At 67.8% G+C, this 18,131-nt stretch carries 19 protein-coding genes; 6 read left to right on the top strand and 13 right to left on the bottom strand.

What is annotated here, in order from left to right; genetic code table 11:
- Positions 1-29: 29 nt before the first annotated feature.
- Positions 30-1,556 (bottom strand): GH1 family beta-glucosidase, encoded by a 1,527-nt coding sequence (locus tag ABD243_RS13590; RefSeq protein ID WP_344366688.1) that lies wholly within the window; start codon positions 1,554-1,556, stop codon positions 30-32.
- A 116-nt stretch (positions 1,557-1,672) separates the two neighbouring features.
- Between ABD243_RS13590 and ABD243_RS13595 the strand changes: the two genes are divergently transcribed.
- Entirely contained in the window at positions 1,673-2,248 is a 576-nt protein-coding gene (locus ABD243_RS13595; protein ID WP_344366690.1) for a TspO/MBR family protein, read from the top strand.
- A gap of 18 nt (positions 2,249-2,266) precedes the next feature.
- Here the strand turns inward: ABD243_RS13595 and ABD243_RS13600 are convergent, their stop codons facing one another.
- The 3 genes from ABD243_RS13600 to ABD243_RS13610 form a co-directional block, all read right to left on the bottom strand.
- The gene (locus ABD243_RS13600; RefSeq protein WP_116766173.1) at positions 2,267-2,656 is read right to left on the bottom strand and encodes a hypothetical protein; all 390 of its coding nucleotides are present in this window, start codon (positions 2,654-2,656) and stop codon (positions 2,267-2,269) included.
- A 67-nt stretch (positions 2,657-2,723) separates the two neighbouring features.
- Entirely contained in the window at positions 2,724-3,131 is a 408-nt protein-coding gene (locus ABD243_RS13605) for a J domain-containing protein (RefSeq protein WP_344366693.1), read from the bottom strand.
- 66 nt (positions 3,132-3,197) lie between these two features.
- Positions 3,198-3,626, bottom strand: coding sequence for an Hsp20/alpha crystallin family protein (locus ABD243_RS13610; protein WP_272914140.1), 429 nt, complete (start codon positions 3,624-3,626; stop codon positions 3,198-3,200).
- Between the two features lie 138 nt (positions 3,627-3,764).
- Here ABD243_RS13610 and ABD243_RS13615 point away from each other — a divergent pair, with 138 nt between their 5' ends.
- Positions 3,765-4,052, top strand: coding sequence for a MerR family transcriptional regulator (locus ABD243_RS13615; protein ID WP_091256005.1), 288 nt, complete (start codon positions 3,765-3,767; stop codon positions 4,050-4,052).
- 23 nt (positions 4,053-4,075) lie between these two features.
- Here the strand turns inward: ABD243_RS13615 and ABD243_RS13620 are convergent, their stop codons facing one another.
- Positions 4,076-4,858: a phosphatase PAP2 family protein gene (locus tag ABD243_RS13620; RefSeq protein ID WP_116766175.1), complete on the bottom strand. Its 783-nt coding sequence runs from the start codon at positions 4,856-4,858 to the stop codon at positions 4,076-4,078.
- Positions 4,859-5,202: 344 nt separating this feature from the next.
- On the opposite strand from ABD243_RS13620, the gene ABD243_RS13625 reads away from it, so the two are divergent.
- Positions 5,203-5,412 carry a hypothetical protein gene (locus tag ABD243_RS13625; protein ID WP_091256002.1) on the top strand — a complete coding sequence of 70 codons (210 nt, stop codon included), beginning with the start codon at positions 5,203-5,205 and terminating at the stop codon, positions 5,410-5,412.
- Positions 5,413-5,499: 87 nt separating this feature from the next.
- Here the strand turns inward: ABD243_RS13625 and ABD243_RS13630 are convergent, their stop codons facing one another.
- The gene (locus ABD243_RS13630; protein WP_344366702.1) at positions 5,500-6,531 is read right to left on the bottom strand and encodes an aldo/keto reductase; all 1,032 of its coding nucleotides are present in this window, start codon (positions 6,529-6,531) and stop codon (positions 5,500-5,502) included.
- Between the two features lie 53 nt (positions 6,532-6,584).
- Positions 6,585-7,457, bottom strand: a complete 873-nt coding sequence (locus ABD243_RS13635; protein ID WP_344366704.1) for an NAD-dependent epimerase/dehydratase family protein — start codon at positions 7,455-7,457, stop codon at positions 6,585-6,587.
- 174 nt (positions 7,458-7,631) lie between these two features.
- Here ABD243_RS13635 and ABD243_RS13640 point away from each other — a divergent pair, with 174 nt between their 5' ends.
- Entirely contained in the window at positions 7,632-8,102 is a 471-nt protein-coding gene (locus ABD243_RS13640; protein ID WP_344366707.1) for a universal stress protein, read from the top strand.
- Entirely contained in the window at positions 8,099-8,908 is an 810-nt protein-coding gene (locus tag ABD243_RS13645; RefSeq protein ID WP_344366709.1) for an SRPBCC family protein, read from the top strand. The genes ABD243_RS13640 and ABD243_RS13645 overlap by 4 nt, the downstream gene beginning before the upstream one ends.
- Before the next feature lie 89 nt (positions 8,909-8,997).
- On the opposite strand, the gene ABD243_RS13650 is transcribed toward ABD243_RS13645, so the two are convergent.
- Positions 8,998-10,368 carry a phosphoribosyltransferase gene (locus tag ABD243_RS13650; protein ID WP_116766178.1) on the bottom strand — a complete coding sequence of 457 codons (1,371 nt, stop codon included), beginning with the start codon at positions 10,366-10,368 and terminating at the stop codon, positions 8,998-9,000.
- A 118-nt stretch (positions 10,369-10,486) separates the two neighbouring features.
- A complete protein-coding gene (gene mgtA / locus ABD243_RS13655) occupies positions 10,487-13,216 on the bottom strand; it encodes a magnesium-translocating P-type ATPase (RefSeq protein ID WP_344366711.1) in 2,730 nt (909 codons plus the stop codon).
- Between the two features lie 250 nt (positions 13,217-13,466).
- On the opposite strand from mgtA, the gene ABD243_RS13660 reads away from it, so the two are divergent.
- Positions 13,467-14,201, top strand: coding sequence for a GAF and ANTAR domain-containing protein (locus ABD243_RS13660; protein WP_344366713.1), 735 nt, complete (start codon positions 13,467-13,469; stop codon positions 14,199-14,201).
- Positions 14,202-14,227: 26 nt separating this feature from the next.
- On the opposite strand, the gene ABD243_RS13665 is transcribed toward ABD243_RS13660, so the two are convergent.
- The 4 genes from ABD243_RS13665 to ABD243_RS13680 form a co-directional block, all read right to left on the bottom strand.
- Positions 14,228-15,034 carry an alpha/beta fold hydrolase gene (locus ABD243_RS13665; protein ID WP_344366715.1) on the bottom strand — a complete coding sequence of 269 codons (807 nt, stop codon included), beginning with the start codon at positions 15,032-15,034 and terminating at the stop codon, positions 14,228-14,230.
- Positions 15,031-17,085 carry a glycogen debranching protein GlgX gene (gene glgX, locus ABD243_RS13670; RefSeq protein WP_344366718.1) on the bottom strand — a complete coding sequence of 685 codons (2,055 nt, stop codon included), beginning with the start codon at positions 17,083-17,085 and terminating at the stop codon, positions 15,031-15,033. Before glgX ends, ABD243_RS13665 begins: the two co-directional genes overlap by 4 nt.
- Before the next feature lie 106 nt (positions 17,086-17,191).
- Positions 17,192-17,401 (bottom strand): hypothetical protein, encoded by a 210-nt coding sequence (locus ABD243_RS13675; RefSeq protein ID WP_091253059.1) that lies wholly within the window; start codon positions 17,399-17,401, stop codon positions 17,192-17,194.
- A gap of 165 nt (positions 17,402-17,566) precedes the next feature.
- Complete coding sequence (locus tag ABD243_RS13680) at positions 17,567-17,980, bottom strand: VOC family protein (RefSeq protein ID WP_344366724.1); 414 nt, start codon at positions 17,978-17,980, stop codon at positions 17,567-17,569.
- Between the last annotated feature and the right edge of the window lie 151 nt (positions 17,981-18,131).

Genomic DNA, 18,131 nt, shown 5'->3' on the forward strand with positions numbered 1-18,131 from the left:
CTGCGCTGACGTTGATCCGGGTAAGGGCCTCAGCCCGCCGGGCGGGGCGGTTCGGCGTCGGCGTCTGGCTCCTGCTGTCCGACGGCGGCCCCGGGCACATGCGCGGCGGACGCCGCGCGGCGGGCCGCGATCACCTCCTGCAGCCAGTAGTACGAGGCCTTCGGCGTGCGGACCTGGGTGTCGAAATCGACGTGGACCAGGCCGAATGGCTGCTTGTACCCGGCGGACCACTCGAAGTTGTCCATGAGGGACCAGACATAGTAGCCGCGAAGGTCCACGGACTCGGCGGCACCGCCGGGGCGCGTGGCTTCCAGAGCCGTGCCGATATGGTCGGCCAGATACCGTAAGCGGCGCTCATCCGGAATGATCCGCCGGTCCGCCGCGGCGTCCCGGACCACGACGTCCTCGAAGCTCGCCCCGCCCTCGGTGATGTAGACCGGCGGCAGGTCCGGGTAGCGCTCGGCCATCTCGGCCAGGGCGACGGCCATGTAGTCGGGCTTGACCGGCCAGCCGTAGGCCGTGTGCTCCGTGTCCGGGAACGACGCTATGTGGAACGGCGCCCCGGGCGTCCCGCTGAGGTCGTCCCCCATCGCCTCCGCCATGCCCGGCGGCACGGCCCCCTCTCCCGGACCTGACGCGACGCGGGTGGGCATGTAGTAGTTCAGGCCGTAGAAATCCAGGGGCTGGGAGATCAGGTCCATGTCCTCGCTGGAGGGGCTGAAGGAGGAGGAGAAGAACGTGGCCGCGCGGATGATGTCGGGGTACTTGCCAAGCAGCACGGGATCCGCGTAGAGCCGGTTCTGTGCCACGTCCATGAGTCCGGCGCTGAGCTTGTCCAGCGGGTTGGCGCTGGCCGGGACCATCGGCGAGTAGACGTTGGTCATGCCGATTTCGCCCCGTACGTTGGCGGCACGCAGCGCCTGGAGCGCCAGGCCGTGGCCCAGCAGCTGGTGGTGCACGCTGGGCAGCGCCTTCAGCATGAGAGCTTCGCCGGGCGCGTGCATGCCCAGGGCGTAGCCGTTGGTGGTGACGGTCGCGGGCTCGTTGACCGTCACCCAGCGGTCCACGCGGTCCCCGAAGGCAGCCGCGGCGATGGCGGCGAACTCGCCCAGCCGGTACGCCGTGTCCCGGTTCATCCAGCCGCCGGCCTCCTCCAGCGGCAGCGGGGTGTCCCAATGGTAGACGGTGGCCATGGGGGAAATCCCGTTCTCAAGCAACAGGTCGATCAGCCGGTCATAGAAACCCAGCCCGGCCGGGTTCACCGGTCCGCTGCCGCCGGGCTGGATCCGCGGCCAGGACAGCGAGAACCGGTAGGAATCGATCCCGAGGTCCTTCATGAGGGCCACGTCCTCGGGCATCCGGTGGTAGTGGTCGCAGGAGACCGCGGGGCTCTGGTCCTCCACGATCGCTCCGGGCTTCGCGGCGAAGACGTCCCACCCGGACGGGCCGCGGCCGTCCTCATCGAGCGCGCCCTCGATCTGGAAGGCGGACGTCGCCACGCCCAAGGTGAAGCCGGGCGGAAGAAGGGCGGCCAACTCCTTGGCGGAAGCGTTCATCGACAGGACCCCTATGTAGTTTCGGTGGTGGTTGACTGATCTTAGGCCTCACCCCGGAGCGGGCGCCACGACCTCGCCGGTTTGACGGACGCCGGGGCATTGGCCAGTGTTGATCCGTGCAAGTGAAAATTGAACACGCCGTCGACCGCCGGCCGTCGGCACGGCCCGGGCCGCGCCGGCAGGGAGCGGTTCTCGTCGGTTTCCTCGCGGTTTCCCACGCGGTGGCCTACCTGGCCTCGCAGGTCATCATCAGCAACGCCGGCGGCTGGTATGCGGCGGCGGACAAGGCTCCGTGGACTCCGCCGGGCTGGGCCTTCGGATCGGTCTGGATGATGCTTTACACGACCATGGCCGTGGCTGCATGGCTGGTATGGCGGCAGCGCTCCGGAAGGGGCGCCGGGGTGAAATCCGCGCCGGACGCCGGGCAGCACACCGGCGCCATGACGGTCTACGGCATCCTCCTGCTCCTGAACGTGGCCTGGGCGCCGCTGTTCTTCGGCATGTATCCGATGATCGGCACGGCAGCCCTCTGGCTTGCCCTTCTGGTCATCGTGGCGCACGCCGTGGCCGCTTCGGCAACCACCGTCCTGTTCAGCGTCGCCAGCCGGGCGGCCGGCCTGCTCATGCTGCCCTACGTCTCGTGGATCGTGTTCTCCTGCAGCCTCAACGTCTACGCGGCCGCCAACAACTGAGCCCGGCCCCCTGGCGGCTCAGAAAACCGACGTCTCCGGCCCGAAGAGGAAGTCCTTGGCGTGAGCCACCGCCTTACGGAAAGCGTCGTTCCGCAGGCCCACGAGCTGCTCAGCCTCGTCCGCCGAAGGTTCCAGGTACTCGGTGAAACCGGGCCTCAGCACCCAGATATCACCCGCGGGCGGCAGGTAGAACACGCCAAAGGAACGGTGCTGGTTGTCCTCTGCGGTCCAGACCGGAACCACCGCCAGCGCCGCGCCGGTATCGACGTTGATCCATTGGGCCCGGGGCAGCGGGGCCTCGTGCGCCTCCGGATCCAGGAACGGTGCCGTGCCTTGGCCCCAGCGCTTCTCGAAGCGTTCGTGGAACACCGGCATCAGGTGTGAATCGTAACGGCGCCATGCGCTCATGGACGTTCTCCTCCTCCGTGGGAGTGGCTGGTGATTGGGGTCGGCGGCCAGGGCCAGCAATCCCTGCTCAGTGACCTCTGCGTGGGGGCTGCTCCCGGCGGTGCTCTGGTTCCCAGCGGACGGGGAACACCCGCAGAAGCGGTTCCCGGCGCCGGATGATGCGCACCGGGATGTCACGGCCGCCGTGTCCGGCCCCGCTCGTCGACGTGCCGGCCGGGCCGGCCGCCCGGCGCCCGGCGGCGTCGTAGTCCGCCCGCATCCTCGGGTCCCGCAGCACGGCGAAGGCTTCCAGGATCGCGCTCACCTCGCCGGCACCGGAATCGCCGGTACCGCGACCGGCCCCGGAGCTTCCGGCGTCGGGATGGTGCAGGCGCATCAGCGCCCGAAAGGCGCGGCCGATCTCCTCCCGGCTCGCGTCCGGAGACACGTGCAGGAGTGCGTAGTAGCCGCGGGGGTCGGGGTTGTTCGAGGGCATTATCGGGCTCCGCCGTGTGAAGCCGGAGCCTGCGCCGGGCATGGTGCCCGGCGCAGGCTCCCGGGACTACTTGCCGATCTCCTGCAGGTTGTCCTGCGAATGGGTGATTTCAATCTTCCGCGGCTTGGCCTGTTCCTTCACGGGGACGCGGAGGGTCAGGACACCGTCCGCGTAATGGGCCTTGACGTTCTCGGTGTCCAGGGTCTCGCCCAGGATCAGTTGGCGGCTGAAAACACCGCGGGGGCGCTCGGAGACCGTCAGTTCCACATTGGGCTGCACGGGGTCCCGCCGTTCCGCCCGGACCGTCAGGACGTTGCGTTCAATATCGAGCCCGATCGAGTCGACGTTGACGCCCGGGAGGTCAAAGGCGACGACGAATTCGCCGTCCTCCTGCCACGCGTCCATGGGCATGGCGGCGGGGCGCGCCGTCGTTCCGAAGACCTGCTGGGCGAACCGGTCAAAGTCACGGAACGGGTCCGTCCGAATTAACATCATTTCCCACTCCTTCAGCGCGAATTTGCTCCATTTTCTCCATCACCCGTCACCGTTTTTCTATGGTGAAGGGTATAGATTTTTTATAGCACCGGTGACACACTGCTGCAAGGGGGAAATCGCAGCAAAGGGAGGAAAACCATGGCGGAGAGCGGGTCGGAGGCAGGTCTTTACGCCATCTCGGTGGTGGCACACCTGGTGGGCACGGGACAGCAGAACATCCGGCTCTATGAGCGGCGGGGACTGCTCACCCCGGACCGCACCGCAGGCGGCACACGGCAGTACAGCGATGCTGACCTCGCGGTGCTGCGGCGGATCGGCGAACTCCTGGAAGAAGGCCTGAACCTGGCCGGGGTGGCCAAGGTGATGGAACTCGAGGCCGCCAATGCGCGGCTGCGCGCCGAACTCAAACGGGCGCGCAGCCGCTGACGGGGCTTAGTCCGTGCCCGGGCTTAGTCGGTGCCGGCGTCGGCGGTGGACAGCGTTCCGGTGATCCGCTCCCCCGGAATCCGGGCCGTCCGCCAGGTATCCAGCGCAATGACCCCGCCCAGCACCACGAGCGAGATCGAGAAGGCGCCCAGGGCATCGGTCATCCAGTGGTAGCCGAGGTAGAGGCGGCTGACTGCCGCGAAGAAGATCCCGATCCCCGCCACGATGAAGGCGATGATGGCCGACCGCGGGTTCTTCCGGCGCGAAAAGACCAGGTACGTGGTCACCAGCAGAAAATCGCACGCGCCCAGGACATGGCCGGACGGAAAGGAAAAGGTGGTGTCGGCGCCGAAGAGCATCAGGTCCACGGGAGGGCGGTGGCGCTCCACGATCCGGCCAATGACCTGAGCCAGGATCACGCCAGTCAGCATAGCGCCGGCCAGGAGCATGGGCCGCCATGCATGCTTGGCGGCCAATCCCCAGGCCACGGTGACGATCAGGACGATGATCGGCAGGCCGATGGGGCCGAACACGATCGCCAGGATGATCATGATGGTGGTGGCGGGTTCACCGCGCAGGGTCACGAGCCAGGACCGCACGGGCTCGTCGGCCGCCGAGATGCCGCCGTGCTGCAGGACACCTGTCAGGATCACGACGAACAGGACGACGCCGAGGATCATCAGCCCGACGGCCGTGCGGTAGAGATTCCGGCGCGCCGACACGCTCATGAACCGTTCCTCGACGACGAACTTCTCGTGGAAGGTCCGCCACCGGCCCTGCGACTTATCCGATTGTGCTTCTGCCATGGTGCCGTGCCGCCTTTGCGCCGTTTGTGGACATTCTCTGCAGAAGATTATCCCGGTTGTCCGGCATTCGATACGCAGAGTACGCGGGCGGGGCCCTGACGGCCGTCCCCTCGGGGGCCCGGGCAGGCGCTCCGGCAGCCATCTGGCCCGTTCGCCTCGCGCGGAATCTGTCCAGTGCCGAAGGTCCCGGGTTGAAAAGGATCCGCAGGTCCACGCCGCGGCACTCGCCCGGACCGCATTTTGAGGACCGGAAGTGGCCGTCCGGCGACTTGACGCCCCTATAAATATGACGTTATTGTCCATTCAATTGGGGCCAAGAGAAGAACTCCAAGAAAGACTGTGCTATGACCCAAGTTACCCCGACCATTGAGATCCAGGTCGACAGCCGCAAAGTCCTCGATGACCGCCTCAACGACGCCGTCCTCGGCCTTCAGCGGCTCGCGATGACCGCCGGAACCCACGGCATCCTGCTGACGCGGCACAGGCCGGGCCACTACACGGCGGCTCTGTCCGACCAGGTGCCCTTCGGCATGACCCGCGAGCTCGTTCACTGAGCCGGATTTCACCGGAACACCACAATGCGGGGTCATTTCCCGCCTGTCCACTGCTGGACGGGCGGGACGTGACCCCGCGTTTGTTCTCTAGCGACCGCCCTCGAGCTTCCGGCTGCGCTGCTCCTGGGCCATCGGCCCGTACGGATAGACGCCGACGCGCGGCCGGCTGATCTCGGTCAGCCGCTCAGTTTCCCCCGCGGTGAGCCGGAGCTCCGCCGCCGCCAGGTTGTCCGCGAGCTGCTCGACGGTCCGGGCGCCCAGGATCACCGAGGTGACGGCCGGCCGGTCCGCCAGCCAGGCCAGTGCCACCTGGGACGGGCTCACGCCATGCCGGCCGGCGGTTTCCTCGACTTCGGCAATCACGTCCCAGGTGCGCGGGTCGGCGTTGCGGGCCTCCCACGCTTCCATCCCCCGTTTCGGATTTTCGCCGAGGCGGGTGGCCCCGGCGGGCGGCTGGTCGCGCTTGTATTTGCCGGACAGCCAGCCGCCGCCTAAAGGCGACCACGGCAGCAGCCCGATCCCGGCGTCGAGCGAGGCCGGAACGATTTCCGATTCGATCTCGCGGACCAGCAGGCTGTACTGCGGCTGCAGCGTCACGGGGGCACTCCAGCCCTGGGCTTTCGCTACGTGGACCGCCTTGGTCAGCTGCCAGCCCAGGAAATTGGAGAAGCCGTAGTACGCCATCTTGCCGCTGGTGACGGCGTCGTGCAGGAACCGGAGTGTCTCTTCCAGGGGAGTGATCGGGTCCCACGCATGCAGCTGATAGAGGTCGATCTGCTCCACGCCCAGCCGGCGCAGCGAGTCATCCAGCGCCCGGACCAGGTGGCGGCGGGAAGTCCCGACGTCGTTGGGGGCCTGACCCATCGGGAAGCGGCCTTTCGTGGCCACGACGGCCCTGTCCCGGGCGTCTGCCCGGTCGGCCAGCCAGCGGCCGATGATTTCCTCCGACACCCCCGAGCTATAAACGTCCGCGGTGTCGATGAAGTTGCCGCCCGCCGCGAAGTAGTCATCCAGGATGGCGCGGGACTGCTCCTCGGTGGCTTCGGCGCCAAAGGTCATGGTGCCCAGCGCATAGGTGGAGACAACGGCGCCGCTGTTGCCCAGGGTGCGGTAGTGCATGGAACTCCTCAGTGGTGGGTGGATTGGTCCCGGTTTCGTCAGCCGCGGGTGTTTCAGTCTTCGGTCGGGGTGGTCCGGTTCGAGTGGTAGGTCCGCCAGGTGTGCTCGGGCGCGTAGCCGAGGAGGCGTTTGGCTTTGTCGATCGAGAGCATGGTTTCGTGCTCGCCAAGCTCCTTGACCACTTTGACGTCAGGGAAGACCTCGGCGGCCAGGCTGGCGCTGGAACGGCTCATCACGGTGTCTTCGTTGGCGATGATGAAGGCCTCGAAGCCGGGCTTGCCGTGGGCCAGAGCGCGGGCCACGGCCTGGGCGCCGTCGCGGCCGTCGATGTAGCCCCAGAGGTTCCATTTGCGCAGGGTTGCGTCGTGGTCAAAGGAGGGGAACTCCTCGTAGTCCTCCGGGTCCATCACATTGGAGAACCGCAGGCCCGTGATGCTCAGTTCCGGGTCCCAGCGGGTCAGCTGGATGGCCATCTGCTCCTCGAGGTGCTTGACCAGGGAGTAGGTGCTTTCCGGCCGGGCCGGGTAGTCCTCGTCCACCGGGATGTAAGGAGGGTCGACGTCGAACGGCAGCCCCAGGACCGTCTCGCTGGAGGCGTAGACAATTTTCTTGATCCCGGCACGGCGGGCGGCCTGGAACACGTTGTAGGTGGACTGCATGTTGTTCTCGAACGTGGCGGCATCGGGGGCATGCCCCGGGGCGGGAATCGCGGCCAGATGCACCACGGCGTCAAAGCCGTTGTGGCGGTCTTCCAGGCCCAGGAACACGTCCACCACCTGGCCGTAGTTGCGCAGGTCCACCTCCGTGAACCCGGGGCTGCGCGCGCCCGTCCGGTCCAGGTTGGTCACATCGTGGCCGTCCTCACTCAGCCGCCGGACGACGCTCCGTCCCAGCTTTCCGCTTCCTCCGGTAACAGCAACTCTCATCAGGAACTCCTCGGGTGGCAGGATCTGCAGACCGTCTTGGTCCGGCACGGGCTCCGGCCCCAGGTCCGGCGCCGGCAGTCACCGTTCCACCCTAAGGGGAGCCGGGTGCTCTGCCCAGCCCCGCGTGACTTTCGGCCCTAGGCAGTCCCGGAGGCAGGGGGCAGGCTGGGGGCCATGAACGGTGATCAGCGCATTGTCGTGGGCGTGGACGGATCCGAGTTTTCGACGACGGCGCTCCGCCTCGCCGGGCGCATGTCCACGAGTCTGAACGTCCCGTTGGAGGTCATCACGTGCCTGGGCACCTCCGACTTCTTCCTGGCGTCCCACCTGCCGGAGGAGAGCACGCCCACCACCGCGCAGCTGGAAGAGACCGCCAAACGCCTCGTGGACCAGGCGCTGGAACGGGCCTTCGGGGACTCCCGCCCGGAAGGACTCACGCGCTCGGTCAAGTTCGGGGCCCCGGCCAAGGCTCTCATCGACGAGAGCAAGAACGCCCAGCTGCTCGTGGTGGGCAGGCGCGGGAAGGGCGGCTTCCTCCATCAGGTCATGGGCTCGGTGAGCGGGGCCTGCGTGGCCCATGCCCATTGCCCGGTGCTGGTGGTCGGCCAGAGCGCGGACGACCTGAGGGACCGGACCACGGGATGAACCGCGCCGGCCCCGCACCGGCACCCCGCAGGACCGCCCGTGCTGCCGCAGCGCCGGCTGAGGTCCCTCGCCTGAGCGGCCCGCACCTTCCGGACCGGATCCGCGGACCGCTCGCGGCGCTTGCGGCGGCGGCGGCGGGTGCCGCGTACGTCCTGGCCGTCCGGCCGAGGCTCCTGCGCTGGGGAGCCACCACCCAGGAGGCCGCCGGGCCGCTGCCCGGGGACGAGATTGTGCCCGCGCCGCGCATGCAAAGCACCCGGGCCGTCACCATCGCGGCCCCGGTATCAGACGTCTGGCCGTGGCTTGTCCAGTTGGGCGCCGGCCGCGGCGGCATGTACTCCTACGACTGGCTCGAGAACGCCGCGGGCCTGGGCATCCACAGCGCGGACAGGATTCTGCCGGAACTGCAGCATCTGGAGGTCGGTGACATCGTTCCGCTTTCCCGCGACGGCGGCCTGCCGGTCAGGCTTCTCCAGTCCCGGGCAGTGCTGGGCCTTGGCGGAACCATCGATCTGCGGACCGGGCGGGTGTCACCGGCCGGTCCTCCTCCCGACGGGCCCTGGCTGGAGGCGGGGTGGACGTTCGTGCTGCGTCCTGCGGGCCCCCATGCCAGCCGTCTCGTGTCCCGCACCCGGTACGACTATTCGCCCCTGGCCGCGGGACTGGTGCTCCGCCCGTTGCTGGAGCCGGTGCAGTTCGTCATGGAGCGGCGGATGCTCCTCGGCATCCGTGCCAGGGCCGAAAGCCGGGCCAAGGGCCAGGCAAAGGCCCGCGGCGGGGGTCACGGCAAGGCGCGCGGCGCCTGATTCTCCAAGCGGCTGTGTTCTTCAAGCATCTGTGTTCATCAAACGCCCGTGTTCTTCAAGCATCTGTGTTCATCAAACGCCCGTGTTCATCAAACGCCCGCGGCGCCGTCACGCGGTCCGGTACCGTCCGGGGCCAGCAAGTAGTCGACAAACCAGTCCCGGGCCAGGATGGCCGCCGCGGCCAGCGTGCCCGGTTCCTCAAACAAGTGCGTCGCCCCCTGCACGACGGCGAGCTGGTTGGGGCACCGCATCATGGCCTTGGCCTTGCGGTTGAGCTCCAGGACCTCATGGTCCAGGCTCCCCACAATCAGGAGCGTCGGCGCAGTCACGGCGGAGAGCCGCGGGCCGGCGAGGTCGGGCCGGCCGCCGCGCGACACAACAGCCGCGATCCGTGCCGAGGGCTCCGACGCCGCCCACAGCGCGGCCCCGGCGCCCGTGCTGGCACCGAAGTAACCCACGGCGCAGGAGGCCGTGTCCGCCCGGGTGGCAAGCCAGTCGGTTGCCGAGGAGAGCCTGCGGGCCAGGAGTTCGATGTCAAAGACGTTGGCGCGGTTGCGCTCCTCCGCGGGCGTCAGCAGGTCCAGCAGCAGTGTCCCGAGCCCGGCCTGCTGCAGGACCCCGGCCACGTAACGGTTCCGGGGGCTGTGGCGGCTGCTGCCGCTGCCATGGGCGAACAGCACCACGGCCCGGGCCGGCACCGGAAGGTGGAGCTGGGCCTGAAGCCGCACCCCCCGGGACGGAATCTCCACTTCCTCTTCGACGTCGGCGGCGCTGCCCGCGTGGGTGAAGTACGGAGCACGGGACGGCGGCGGCGCGGATTCCAGGCGCTTGGCCGCAAGATCGAGCAGGCGCACCACCTCGTCGTCGTCGGTGGGAGAGAAGTCCCGGTAGTGGTAGCCGACCGCGGTGAACTGGCGCGGCGTTGCCAGGCAGACCACTTCATCCGGCTCGGTGAGGCTGGCTAGGGTATCCGCCGGGGCAACCGGAACGGCAAGGATCACCCGTGCTGCCCCCTGTTTGCGGGCGATCCGGCAGGCCACACGGGCGGTGGAGCCGGTGGCGATCCCGTCGTCGACGATCACCGCGATGCGTCCGGTCAGGTCCTGCCGGGTCCGGCCCTTCCGGAACAGGACCACCCGGTTTTCCAGCACGGCGCGCTCGCGGTCTTCAACTGCCTGGAGTTCGTGGGCGCTGACCCGCGCATGGGCCAGGACCTGCTCGTCCAGGACCTTGGCTCCGCCTTCACCGATCGCGCCCATGGCGAGCTCCGGCTGGTATGGAAGTCCGAGCTTTCGCACCACGATTACGTCCAGGGGGGCGTCCAATGCGGCGGCAACCTCGAAGGCGACGGGGACGCCGCCGCGGGGTAGTCCCAGGACCACAATGTCCTGGCCACGCAGTTCCGCCAGACGCCGGCCGAGCTGCCTCCCGGCGTCGACCCTGTCTTGAAAAATGCTCATGGGTTATGGCTTTCCAGTCGAAATGTCGGCCATCGGCCCCATCAGTCCTGGACCGCTGAAACTGGTGTCCCTGCGGGCCCGGCGAGCCGGAAATGGGCCAGGTGGCCGCTCCCTCCAACTATCCGCCCGGGGCTGTCACCCGGTGAGGGCCTTTGTGCCCGATTTTGCGCCGGCGGCGCCAGCCCGGGCCACGGTTGACGAGCAGCGGGCGGGCCGCCGGGATGCTGAAGCGTGCGGCCCGGCGGGCGATGCGGTGGGTCCGGCCGCGGAGCCGGACGGGACGGGGCGGGAGAGGCTGCTGCGCGGCCCGGGCGTAGAACCAGACTTTGGCCAGTTCAACCAGCACCAGGTACACCGCGCCCATCCCGAGCAAGGCGAGGAAGAACGGCGTCGGCAGTGGATCGAAGCCCAGCACCCCGGCCAACGGCGAGAACGGGAGGTACACTCCGAGGGCCACCACGCCCAGGGACGCGCTCACCAGGCCCACCGACGGCCGGCTCCGGAAGAAGGGTACGCGCCGGGTCCGGATGACGAAGATGATCAGCGTCTGCGTGACGATGGATTCGATGAACCATCCGGCGCGGAATTCGCCGGGAACCGCGTCGAAGACGAAGAGCATCAGCGCGAACGTCGCGAAGTCGAAGATGGAGCTGATGGGGCCAAACAGGAACATGAAGCGCCGGATGAAGCCGATGTCCCAGTGCGATGGGGCCAGCAGCTGTTCCTTGTCCACCCGGTCGCCCGGGATGGCCAGCTGGCCGGCGTCGTAGAGCAGGTTGTTCAGCAGGATCTGGCCGGGCAGCATGGGCAGGAAGCTCAGAAGCACCGAGGCCGTGGCCGCGCTGAACATGTTGCCGAAGTTGCTGGAGGTGCCCATCAGGACGTACTTGATGGTGTTGGCGAAGATCCGCCGGCCTTCCATGACGCCTTCGGCCAGGACCCCCAGGTCCTTGTCGAGCAGCACGACGTCGGCGGCATCCTTGGCGACGTCGGTGGCGCTGTCGACCGAAATGCCGATGTCCGCGGCGTGCAGCGCCAAGGCGTCGTTGACGCCGTCGCCCATGAACCCCACGGCGCCGCCGCTCTTGCGCAGCAGCCGGATGATCCGGGCCTTCTGTTCGGGCGAAACCCGGGCGAAGATGCTCGCCTCGCGCGCGGCGGCGGCCAGCTCGTCGTCGGTCATGGCCTCCACCGCGGGACCGCTGAGCGTTCCGCCCGAGAGGACGCCGAGTTCATCGCAGACCTTTTCGGCGACCCTGGCGTTGTCACCGGTGGCGATCTTGACCGTTATGCCCAGTGCTTCGAGCTGGTCGAGGGAAGCCCGGGCGTTGGCTTTGGGCCGGTCCAGGAAGATGAGGAACCCGGCCAAGACCAGGTCCTTCTCGTCGGCCGGGGTCAGATCCTCCAGCCCGTCCGCGGGGCGGCTCGCGACGGCCACCACCCGGGATCCGGCGTCGAACTGCTCATTCAGCAACGCCTGTACGTCCGCCGGGGTGTCCGCGCACAATGCGAGGACGTCCTCCGGCGAGCCCTTGGTGATGAGGCGGGCGGGGCCGCCGTCGTCGCTGACCAGCACGCTGGTCCGGCGCCTCAAGTGGTCGAAGTCAATCACGTCCAGGCGTTTGTAGCGGGCCGGCTGGAACGCCGCGGCCTCCGGTGACGCCCACAGGGCGGCGTCCAGCGAGTTCAGGCCCACCGGGGAGGTCTGGGATTCTGCGTAGTCGGCTTCGGTCGCCAGCAGCCCCAGCGTGAGCAGGTCAGCGGGGGCGATGTCCGGGCGGGCGGGCAGCGCGGCCGTGAAGCTGATCCGGCCCTCTGTCAGAGTCCCGGTCTTATCCGTGACCAGGATGTCCATGTCGCCGAGGTCCTCGATGCAGACCAGCCGCTTCACCAGCACCTTCCGCCGGGCCAGTTGCCGGGTACCCGTGGCCAGGCTGGTGCTGACCACGGCCGGCAGCAGCTGCGGGGTGATGCCGACCGCGATCGCCAGCGAGAACAGCAGCGATTCGATCACCGGGCGGTGCAGGAGCAGGTTCGCGACAAAGATCAGCGAGGTCAGCCCGATGGCCACCTGCAGCAGCAGGAAGGAGAAGCGTTTGAGGCCCAGCTGGAACTCGGTCTGGGGCTGCCGTTCGCCCAGTCCCAGTGCGATCCGGCCGAACTCTGCCCGGCCCCCGGTGGCGACCACCACCCCGGTGCAGGAGCCGGACTGGATCACCGTCCCCATGAACAGGCACGACGTCAGGTCACCCAGCGCCACTGCGCCGGTGACCGGGGCGGGGTCCTTGCCGACCGGCAGCGATTCGCCGGTCAGGATGCTTTCATCGCACAGCAGGTCTTTCGCGGTCAGCACCCGCATGTCAGCCGGAATGATCGCGCCGATCCCCAGATGGACGACGTCGCCGGGCACCAAGGCGGTGACCTCGACCTCTCGGGCGGTCCCGTCGCGGACGACGACGGCGCGGTGCGTGACGCGCGAATGCAAGGCCTCCGCAGCGCGTTCGGCCCGGAATTCGTTACTAAATCCGAGCCCGACGCTAACCAGCAGGATCACGCCGATCACGATCGCGTTCGTGGCGTCCCCGAGGAACAGCGAAAGCCCCGCGGTGATGAGCAGCAGGATCAGGATGGGGCTGGCCAGCTGCCGGCCCAGCACCGACCACCCGCTGGCCATGTGGGTCCGCACCGCGTTGGGCCCCAGCTCCGCGAGGCGCCTGTCCGCCTCCGCGCCGGTCAGCCCGGTCTCATCCGAGCCCAGCTCTCCCAGCACGGCAGCCACGGGCTGGCCCGCGGCACGGGAAATCGCCAGCGGAAGGGAGTGCGACTCCTTGACGTCGAGCTCTGGCATGCGGCATCCGTTCACGACAATTCACTTAAGGCAAGCCTACGTGCCCCAGCGAAACGGTTCAGCAGTCTGTGACCCCGCGGGCGCCGTCTGGAGCCCCGCGTATCCGGATGTATATAATCTCCCGGTACGGTTTTGCAGCAAGCCGTTGGATTGTTCTTCGATCCGGCCGGCCGCTGCCGTATCCGCCACTTGCCGCGGTGGGAAGCACCGCCGGGTCGTCTTGACCTGAGGGAAACGGCACAACAGAGAAGTGGTCAGCGAGTCAACCGCAAATTCAATAAACCAGCACCTGCATGAACTGGTGCTCAGCAGTTCGGACGTGGAGGAGTTTCTCAGCGAACTCGCCCGTGTGTCCGCGCGCAGCCTCTCAGAGCCCGGGGACGAGATCCTCTGCGGCATCACGCTCCTGCGGCACCGGAAAGCGGCAACCGTCGCCAGCAGCAGCCCCGCCGCGCAGGCCATGGACGAAATCCAGTACGCCTACGGCGACGGTCCCTGCATGACGGCGTCCCGGGAGCAGGAAACCGTCCACATTTCAGACCTTGAACAGGACGGCCGCTGGCCCCATTACGCCGCGACGGTCCACGGGCACGGCTTCCGGTCCATCCTGGCGCTGCCGTTTCTGCTGGAAGGCGAGACCCGCGCCGCCTTGAACCTGTATTCGCACCGGCCGTGCCGGTTCGATCACCGCGCCACGGAACTGGCCCGCGACTTCGTCCACCAGACGTCCATGGCACTGCGCCTCGCGGTGCGGTTCGCTCACAGCAGCGATACCGCGGCCAACCTCAAGGCCACCCTGGAGACACGGACCGGGATCGACGTCGCGGTCGGCATCATCATGGCGCAGAACCGCTGCAGCCAGGACGAAGCGTTCGAGCTCCTGAAGTCGGCATCCAGCGCCCGGAACATCAAGCTCCACGCCCTCGCGGCCGGCGTCGTCGAGTCACTGGGCCAGGGACCCACCCGGACGCACTTCGAGGTCTAACCGCCGGCGCGGATTTCCAGGGCCGTTCACGCCGGGCCCGGCAGCGTCTCACCTGCCGCCGCGGGCATGCCTGTGAAATCCAGAATCGCATCCCGCACCGCGACGGCCCGGTTGTGCTGCACCACGTGCCCCGTGCCCTGGACTTCCAGCAGTTGCCCGAGGCGTGCGAGTCCGGCCAGCCGGCGGCTACAGTCCGCGTCCGCCACGGGGTCGTTGGCTCCGCGCACCACGAGGACCGGCGCGGTGACACCGGTGATTTTCTGAGCCATGGGGTACTCCATCATGACCCGGAGTGTCTTGAAGTACCAGGAGGGCCCGCACCGCAGGTAATCGGTGAAGACGAGGGCGTTGGAGGAGGGGCTTTCGTAGAACAGGCAGTCCCGGCCCAGCGCCAGGGCCTGCTGCGCGACGGTGCGGCGCTCGGGATCCACCACCGGCCCCATCAGCACCAGATGCGAGACCCGCCCGGGCTCCTGGAGCGCTGCTTCGGTGGCGAACTGTGTTCCCATCGAGTGCCCAACCAGCACAAACTCGGTCACGCCCAGCTGTTCCATGGCGCCCAGGACGTAGCGGGCGTGCTCGGCAATGGAGAGCGTACGTTCCGGTCTGGGCGTGGCGCCGAACCCCGGCAGGTCAATGGAATAGGTGTCCATAGAGCCGGCAAGAAGCCGATTCAGGCGGCGCAGGTAGCGGTGTGAGGCGCCGATCCCGTGGAGGAGCACGACGGCGGGCGCGGCCGGGCCGCCCCGTCTCCGCGACGCGGCTTCCCGCGTCGCGAAAACGTGGCCGGTATGGCCCGCCGCGTGGACTTCCACGCGGACCGGGTCGGTCATGCCCTGCGTGACCGCAGGACGGTGACGGACCGGTCGCGGACGATCAGCGTGCTCACGGGCGATTCGACCCGCTGCTCCGGATCGGTGGACAGCACGAGTTCCCATTCCTGTGCGGGAGCGGCCGGGACGGTGAATTCGACGCCGTTTTCGGCAGCGTTGAGCAGCACGGCGAAGGAATCGGCGCCGTCGTGCTCGAGCACGAAGGCGATGGCGCGGTGATCCGCTGTCCAGTCCTCAGCAGTGAATCCCTCGGCGTCGGCGCGGAGGACCCGGACGGTGTCGGCGCTGCCTGCCTCGGGCGCGTGCCGGAACCAGGCCGGGCGGAGCGCCGGGTTCTCGCGGCGGAGGGCAATCAGCTCCGTGGTGAACCGCAGCAGCCCGTCGTCGACCTTGTTCCAGTCGAACCAGGAGATCTCGTCGTCCTGGCAGTAGGCGTTGTTGTTGCCGCCCTGGCTCCGGCCCATCTCGTCGCCGCCGAGAATCATCGGCACGCCGGTGGACAGGAGCAGCGTCGCGAGGAAGTTCCGGCGTTGCCGGTCACGCAGTTCGTTGACCCCGGCGTCGTCGGTGGGTCCTTCGACGCCGTGGTTGGCCGAACGGTTATCGCTCTCGCCGTCGTTATTGTCTTCTCCGTTGGCTTCGTTGTGTTTCTCGTCGTAGGTCGTCAGGTCCGCCAGGGTGAATCCGTCGTGGGCGGTGATGAAGTTGACGCTGGACACCGGGGCCCGGCGGCTGCCCTCGTAAACGTCGGGGCTGCCGAGGAAGCGCTGGGCGAAGTCGCCCAGGACGTTGTCGCCGCCATGCCAGAATTCACGGGCGTCATCGCGGAACTTGCCGTTCCATTCAGACCAGTCGGCAGGGAAACCGCCCACCTGGTAGCCGGCGGTGTCCCACGGTTCGGCGATCATTTTCACCGGGGCGAGTACCGGATCCTGTTGGATCAGGGTGAGGAAGGCGCTGTGGAGTTCGGCGCTGCCGTCCTGGCGGGTCAGCGTGGTGGCGAGGTCGAAGCGGAACCCGTCCACGTGCATCTCCGTCACCCAATAGCGCAGCGAATCCATGATGAGGCCCAGTGCCGCCGGGTGCCCCACATTGAGGCTGTTGCCGGTGCCCGTCGTGTCGAAGTAGGCGGATTCCTCGCCCTCGACCAGCCGGTAATAGGCCTCGTTGTCGATGCCCTTGAAGGACAGCATCGGGCCCATGTGGTTGCCCTCGGCGGTGTGGTTGTAGACCACGTCCAGAATCACCTCGAGGCCGGCGGCGTGGAGGGCCTTGACCATCGCCTTGAACTCGGCGACCTGCCCTCCGCCGTCGCCGGCGGCGCTGTAGTCCCCGTGCGGGGCGAAGAAGCCGATGCTGTTGTAGCCCCAGTAGTTCCGCAGGCCCTTTTCTTCCAGATGGCTGTCCTGGACAAACTGGTGCACCGGCAGCAGTTCGACGGCGGTGACGCCGAGGTCGGTGAGGTGCTTGATGGCGGCCGGGTGCGCCAGGCCGGCATAAGTGCCGCGGATTTCTTCCGGGACCTCGGGGTGCTGCCGGGTGAAGCCCTTGACATGGACTTCATAGACCACCGTGTCGGCCAGCGGAATCCGCGGCGCGACATCGGGGGTGCCCTCGTCCCAGTCGAAAGACGGGTCTGTCACCACGCAGCGCGGAACAGCCGGGGCGGAGTCTGTGGAGTCGAACTCGGCCGGGTTGTTCAGGTCATGGGCGAATACCGCTTGGCCCCAGTCATAGCCGCCTTCAATTGCGGTGGCGTGCGGATCCAGCAGCAGTTTGTTGACGTTGTGGCGCAGGCCGGCGTCGGGGTTCCAAGCGCCGTCGACCCGCAGGCCGTAGCGGGTACCCACGGTGACGCCGGGGATGACGCCGTGGAAGACGTGCCCCGTCCGCTCCGGAAGCGTTGTCCGGGTCTCGTGGCCGTCGGCGTCGAAGGTGCAGAATTCCACGGAGTCCGCAGTCCTGGAATAGACGGCGACGTTGGCGCCGTCTTGGCGCAGGGTGACCCCGAGGGGGTACGGGAGGGAACGCGGGGCGGCTGCCGGTGTCATGGGTGCTCGTTTCTCTGCAGAATGGTTACTCCAGTGTAGTAAGCATGCTGACTAGATTGCGGACGCCATGCGAAAGGCCGGACCTGCCGCGGCCGGTTCCGGCCCTTCAGGTCTCCCGTTTGTCCCGCTCTTCGAACTCCTCATCGAGGTCATAATGACGGAATTCAGTCTCCGGATTCGGCTCTCCCTCCGCCACGTACTCGTAGTCGAGCTGGCGCTGGACCTGGCTGTCGAGGACCTGGAGGTCCTTGTCCTCGACTTTGCTGAGGTCCTCGGGGAATTCATCGTCCGGGCTGAGGTGCAGCTTCTCGGTCATGGCATGCCTCTCTCGGCCAGGAGGATGGACTCGAATCTGCACTGTCCTGGCCGCCTTCAGGATAGCTCTAACTGCAGGCCGGGCGGAGGCGCCTTGCGCCGTGAACCGGCACCGTCTTTTGGGTCTGCGCGTTCCCTGGGCCCCGGCGCGGGGCGCCGGTCCGGCTCAGGCGACCTCGGGACCGACGTTCACCAGCCAGTCCACCCCGAACTTGTCCTTGCACATGCCGAAGATGTCACCCCAGGGCGCCCTCTCCAGCGGCATAGCGATGGTGCCGCCGTCGGCCAGCTTCTCGAAGTAGCCGCGGAGCTCGGCTTCGTCGGATCCGCTCAGCGACACGGAGAAGTTATTGCCCGGGGTGTAGTCCATGCTGTTGGGGGTGTCTGCCCCCATGAGCACCAGGCCGCTGTCGGTCCGGAGCTGGCCGTGCATGATTTTGTCCTGCTCCGCCGGGTCCTCGCTGGCGTGGTACTCGGCGAAGGTACTCATCGTCAGCTCCCCGCCGAACACCGACTGGTAGAACGTCATGGCGTCCTTGGCGTTGTCGCGGAAGCCGAGGTAGGGATTGAGCGTGGTCATGCGGGACTCCTTGCTGCTGGGGCGCGGGCCGGGACGGCCGAATCGGCGGTGCACGTTACACGGCATATCCTGCCTCAAAACCGGCGGGCTGGGTAGGCTCCCGGCAGACAACAAAAGAACAGCGGCCGACGGCGGTGCTCACCGCCGGCGA

This window comes from Arthrobacter humicola (assembly GCF_039531445.1).
In the GTDB taxonomy this organism is placed as follows: Bacteria; Actinomycetota; Actinomycetes; order Actinomycetales; family Micrococcaceae; genus Arthrobacter; species Arthrobacter humicola.

Bases quoted from the DNA above. Each gene is read 5' to 3' on its own strand.
- ABD243_RS13590 (WP_344366688.1), bottom strand. From the start codon at position 1,556: ATGAACGCTTCCGCCAAGGAGTTGGCCGCCCTTCTTCCGCCCGGCTTC.
- ABD243_RS13600 (WP_116766173.1), bottom strand. From the start codon at position 2,656: ATGAGCGCATGGCGCCGTTACGATTCACACCTGATGCCGGTGTTCCAC.
- ABD243_RS13605 (WP_344366693.1), bottom strand. From the start codon at position 3,131: ATGCCCTCGAACAACCCCGACCCCCGCGGCTACTACGCACTCCTGCAC.
- ABD243_RS13610 (WP_272914140.1), bottom strand. From the start codon at position 3,626: ATGATGTTAATTCGGACGGACCCGTTCCGTGACTTTGACCGGTTCGCC.
- ABD243_RS13615 (WP_091256005.1), top strand. From the start codon at position 3,765: ATGGCGGAGAGCGGGTCGGAGGCAGGTCTTTACGCCATCTCGGTGGTG.
- ABD243_RS13620 (WP_116766175.1), bottom strand. From the start codon at position 4,858: ATGGCAGAAGCACAATCGGATAAGTCGCAGGGCCGGTGGCGGACCTTC.
- ABD243_RS13625 (WP_091256002.1), top strand. From the start codon at position 5,203: ATGACCCAAGTTACCCCGACCATTGAGATCCAGGTCGACAGCCGCAAA.
- ABD243_RS13630 (WP_344366702.1), bottom strand. From the start codon at position 6,531: ATGCACTACCGCACCCTGGGCAACAGCGGCGCCGTTGTCTCCACCTAT.
- ABD243_RS13635 (WP_344366704.1), bottom strand. From the start codon at position 7,457: ATGAGAGTTGCTGTTACCGGAGGAAGCGGAAAGCTGGGACGGAGCGTC.
- ABD243_RS13640 (WP_344366707.1), top strand. From the start codon at position 7,632: ATGAACGGTGATCAGCGCATTGTCGTGGGCGTGGACGGATCCGAGTTT.
- ABD243_RS13645 (WP_344366709.1), top strand. From the start codon at position 8,099: ATGAACCGCGCCGGCCCCGCACCGGCACCCCGCAGGACCGCCCGTGCT.
- ABD243_RS13650 (WP_116766178.1), bottom strand. From the start codon at position 10,368: ATGAGCATTTTTCAAGACAGGGTCGACGCCGGGAGGCAGCTCGGCCGG.
- mgtA (WP_344366711.1), bottom strand. From the start codon at position 13,216: ATGCCAGAGCTCGACGTCAAGGAGTCGCACTCCCTTCCGCTGGCGATT.
- ABD243_RS13665 (WP_344366715.1), bottom strand. From the start codon at position 15,034: ATGACCGACCCGGTCCGCGTGGAAGTCCACGCGGCGGGCCATACCGGC.
- glgX (WP_344366718.1), bottom strand. From the start codon at position 17,085: ATGACACCGGCAGCCGCCCCGCGTTCCCTCCCGTACCCCCTCGGGGTC.
- ABD243_RS13675 (WP_091253059.1), bottom strand. From the start codon at position 17,401: ATGACCGAGAAGCTGCACCTCAGCCCGGACGATGAATTCCCCGAGGAC.
- ABD243_RS13680 (WP_344366724.1), bottom strand. From the start codon at position 17,980: ATGACCACGCTCAATCCCTACCTCGGCTTCCGCGACAACGCCAAGGAC.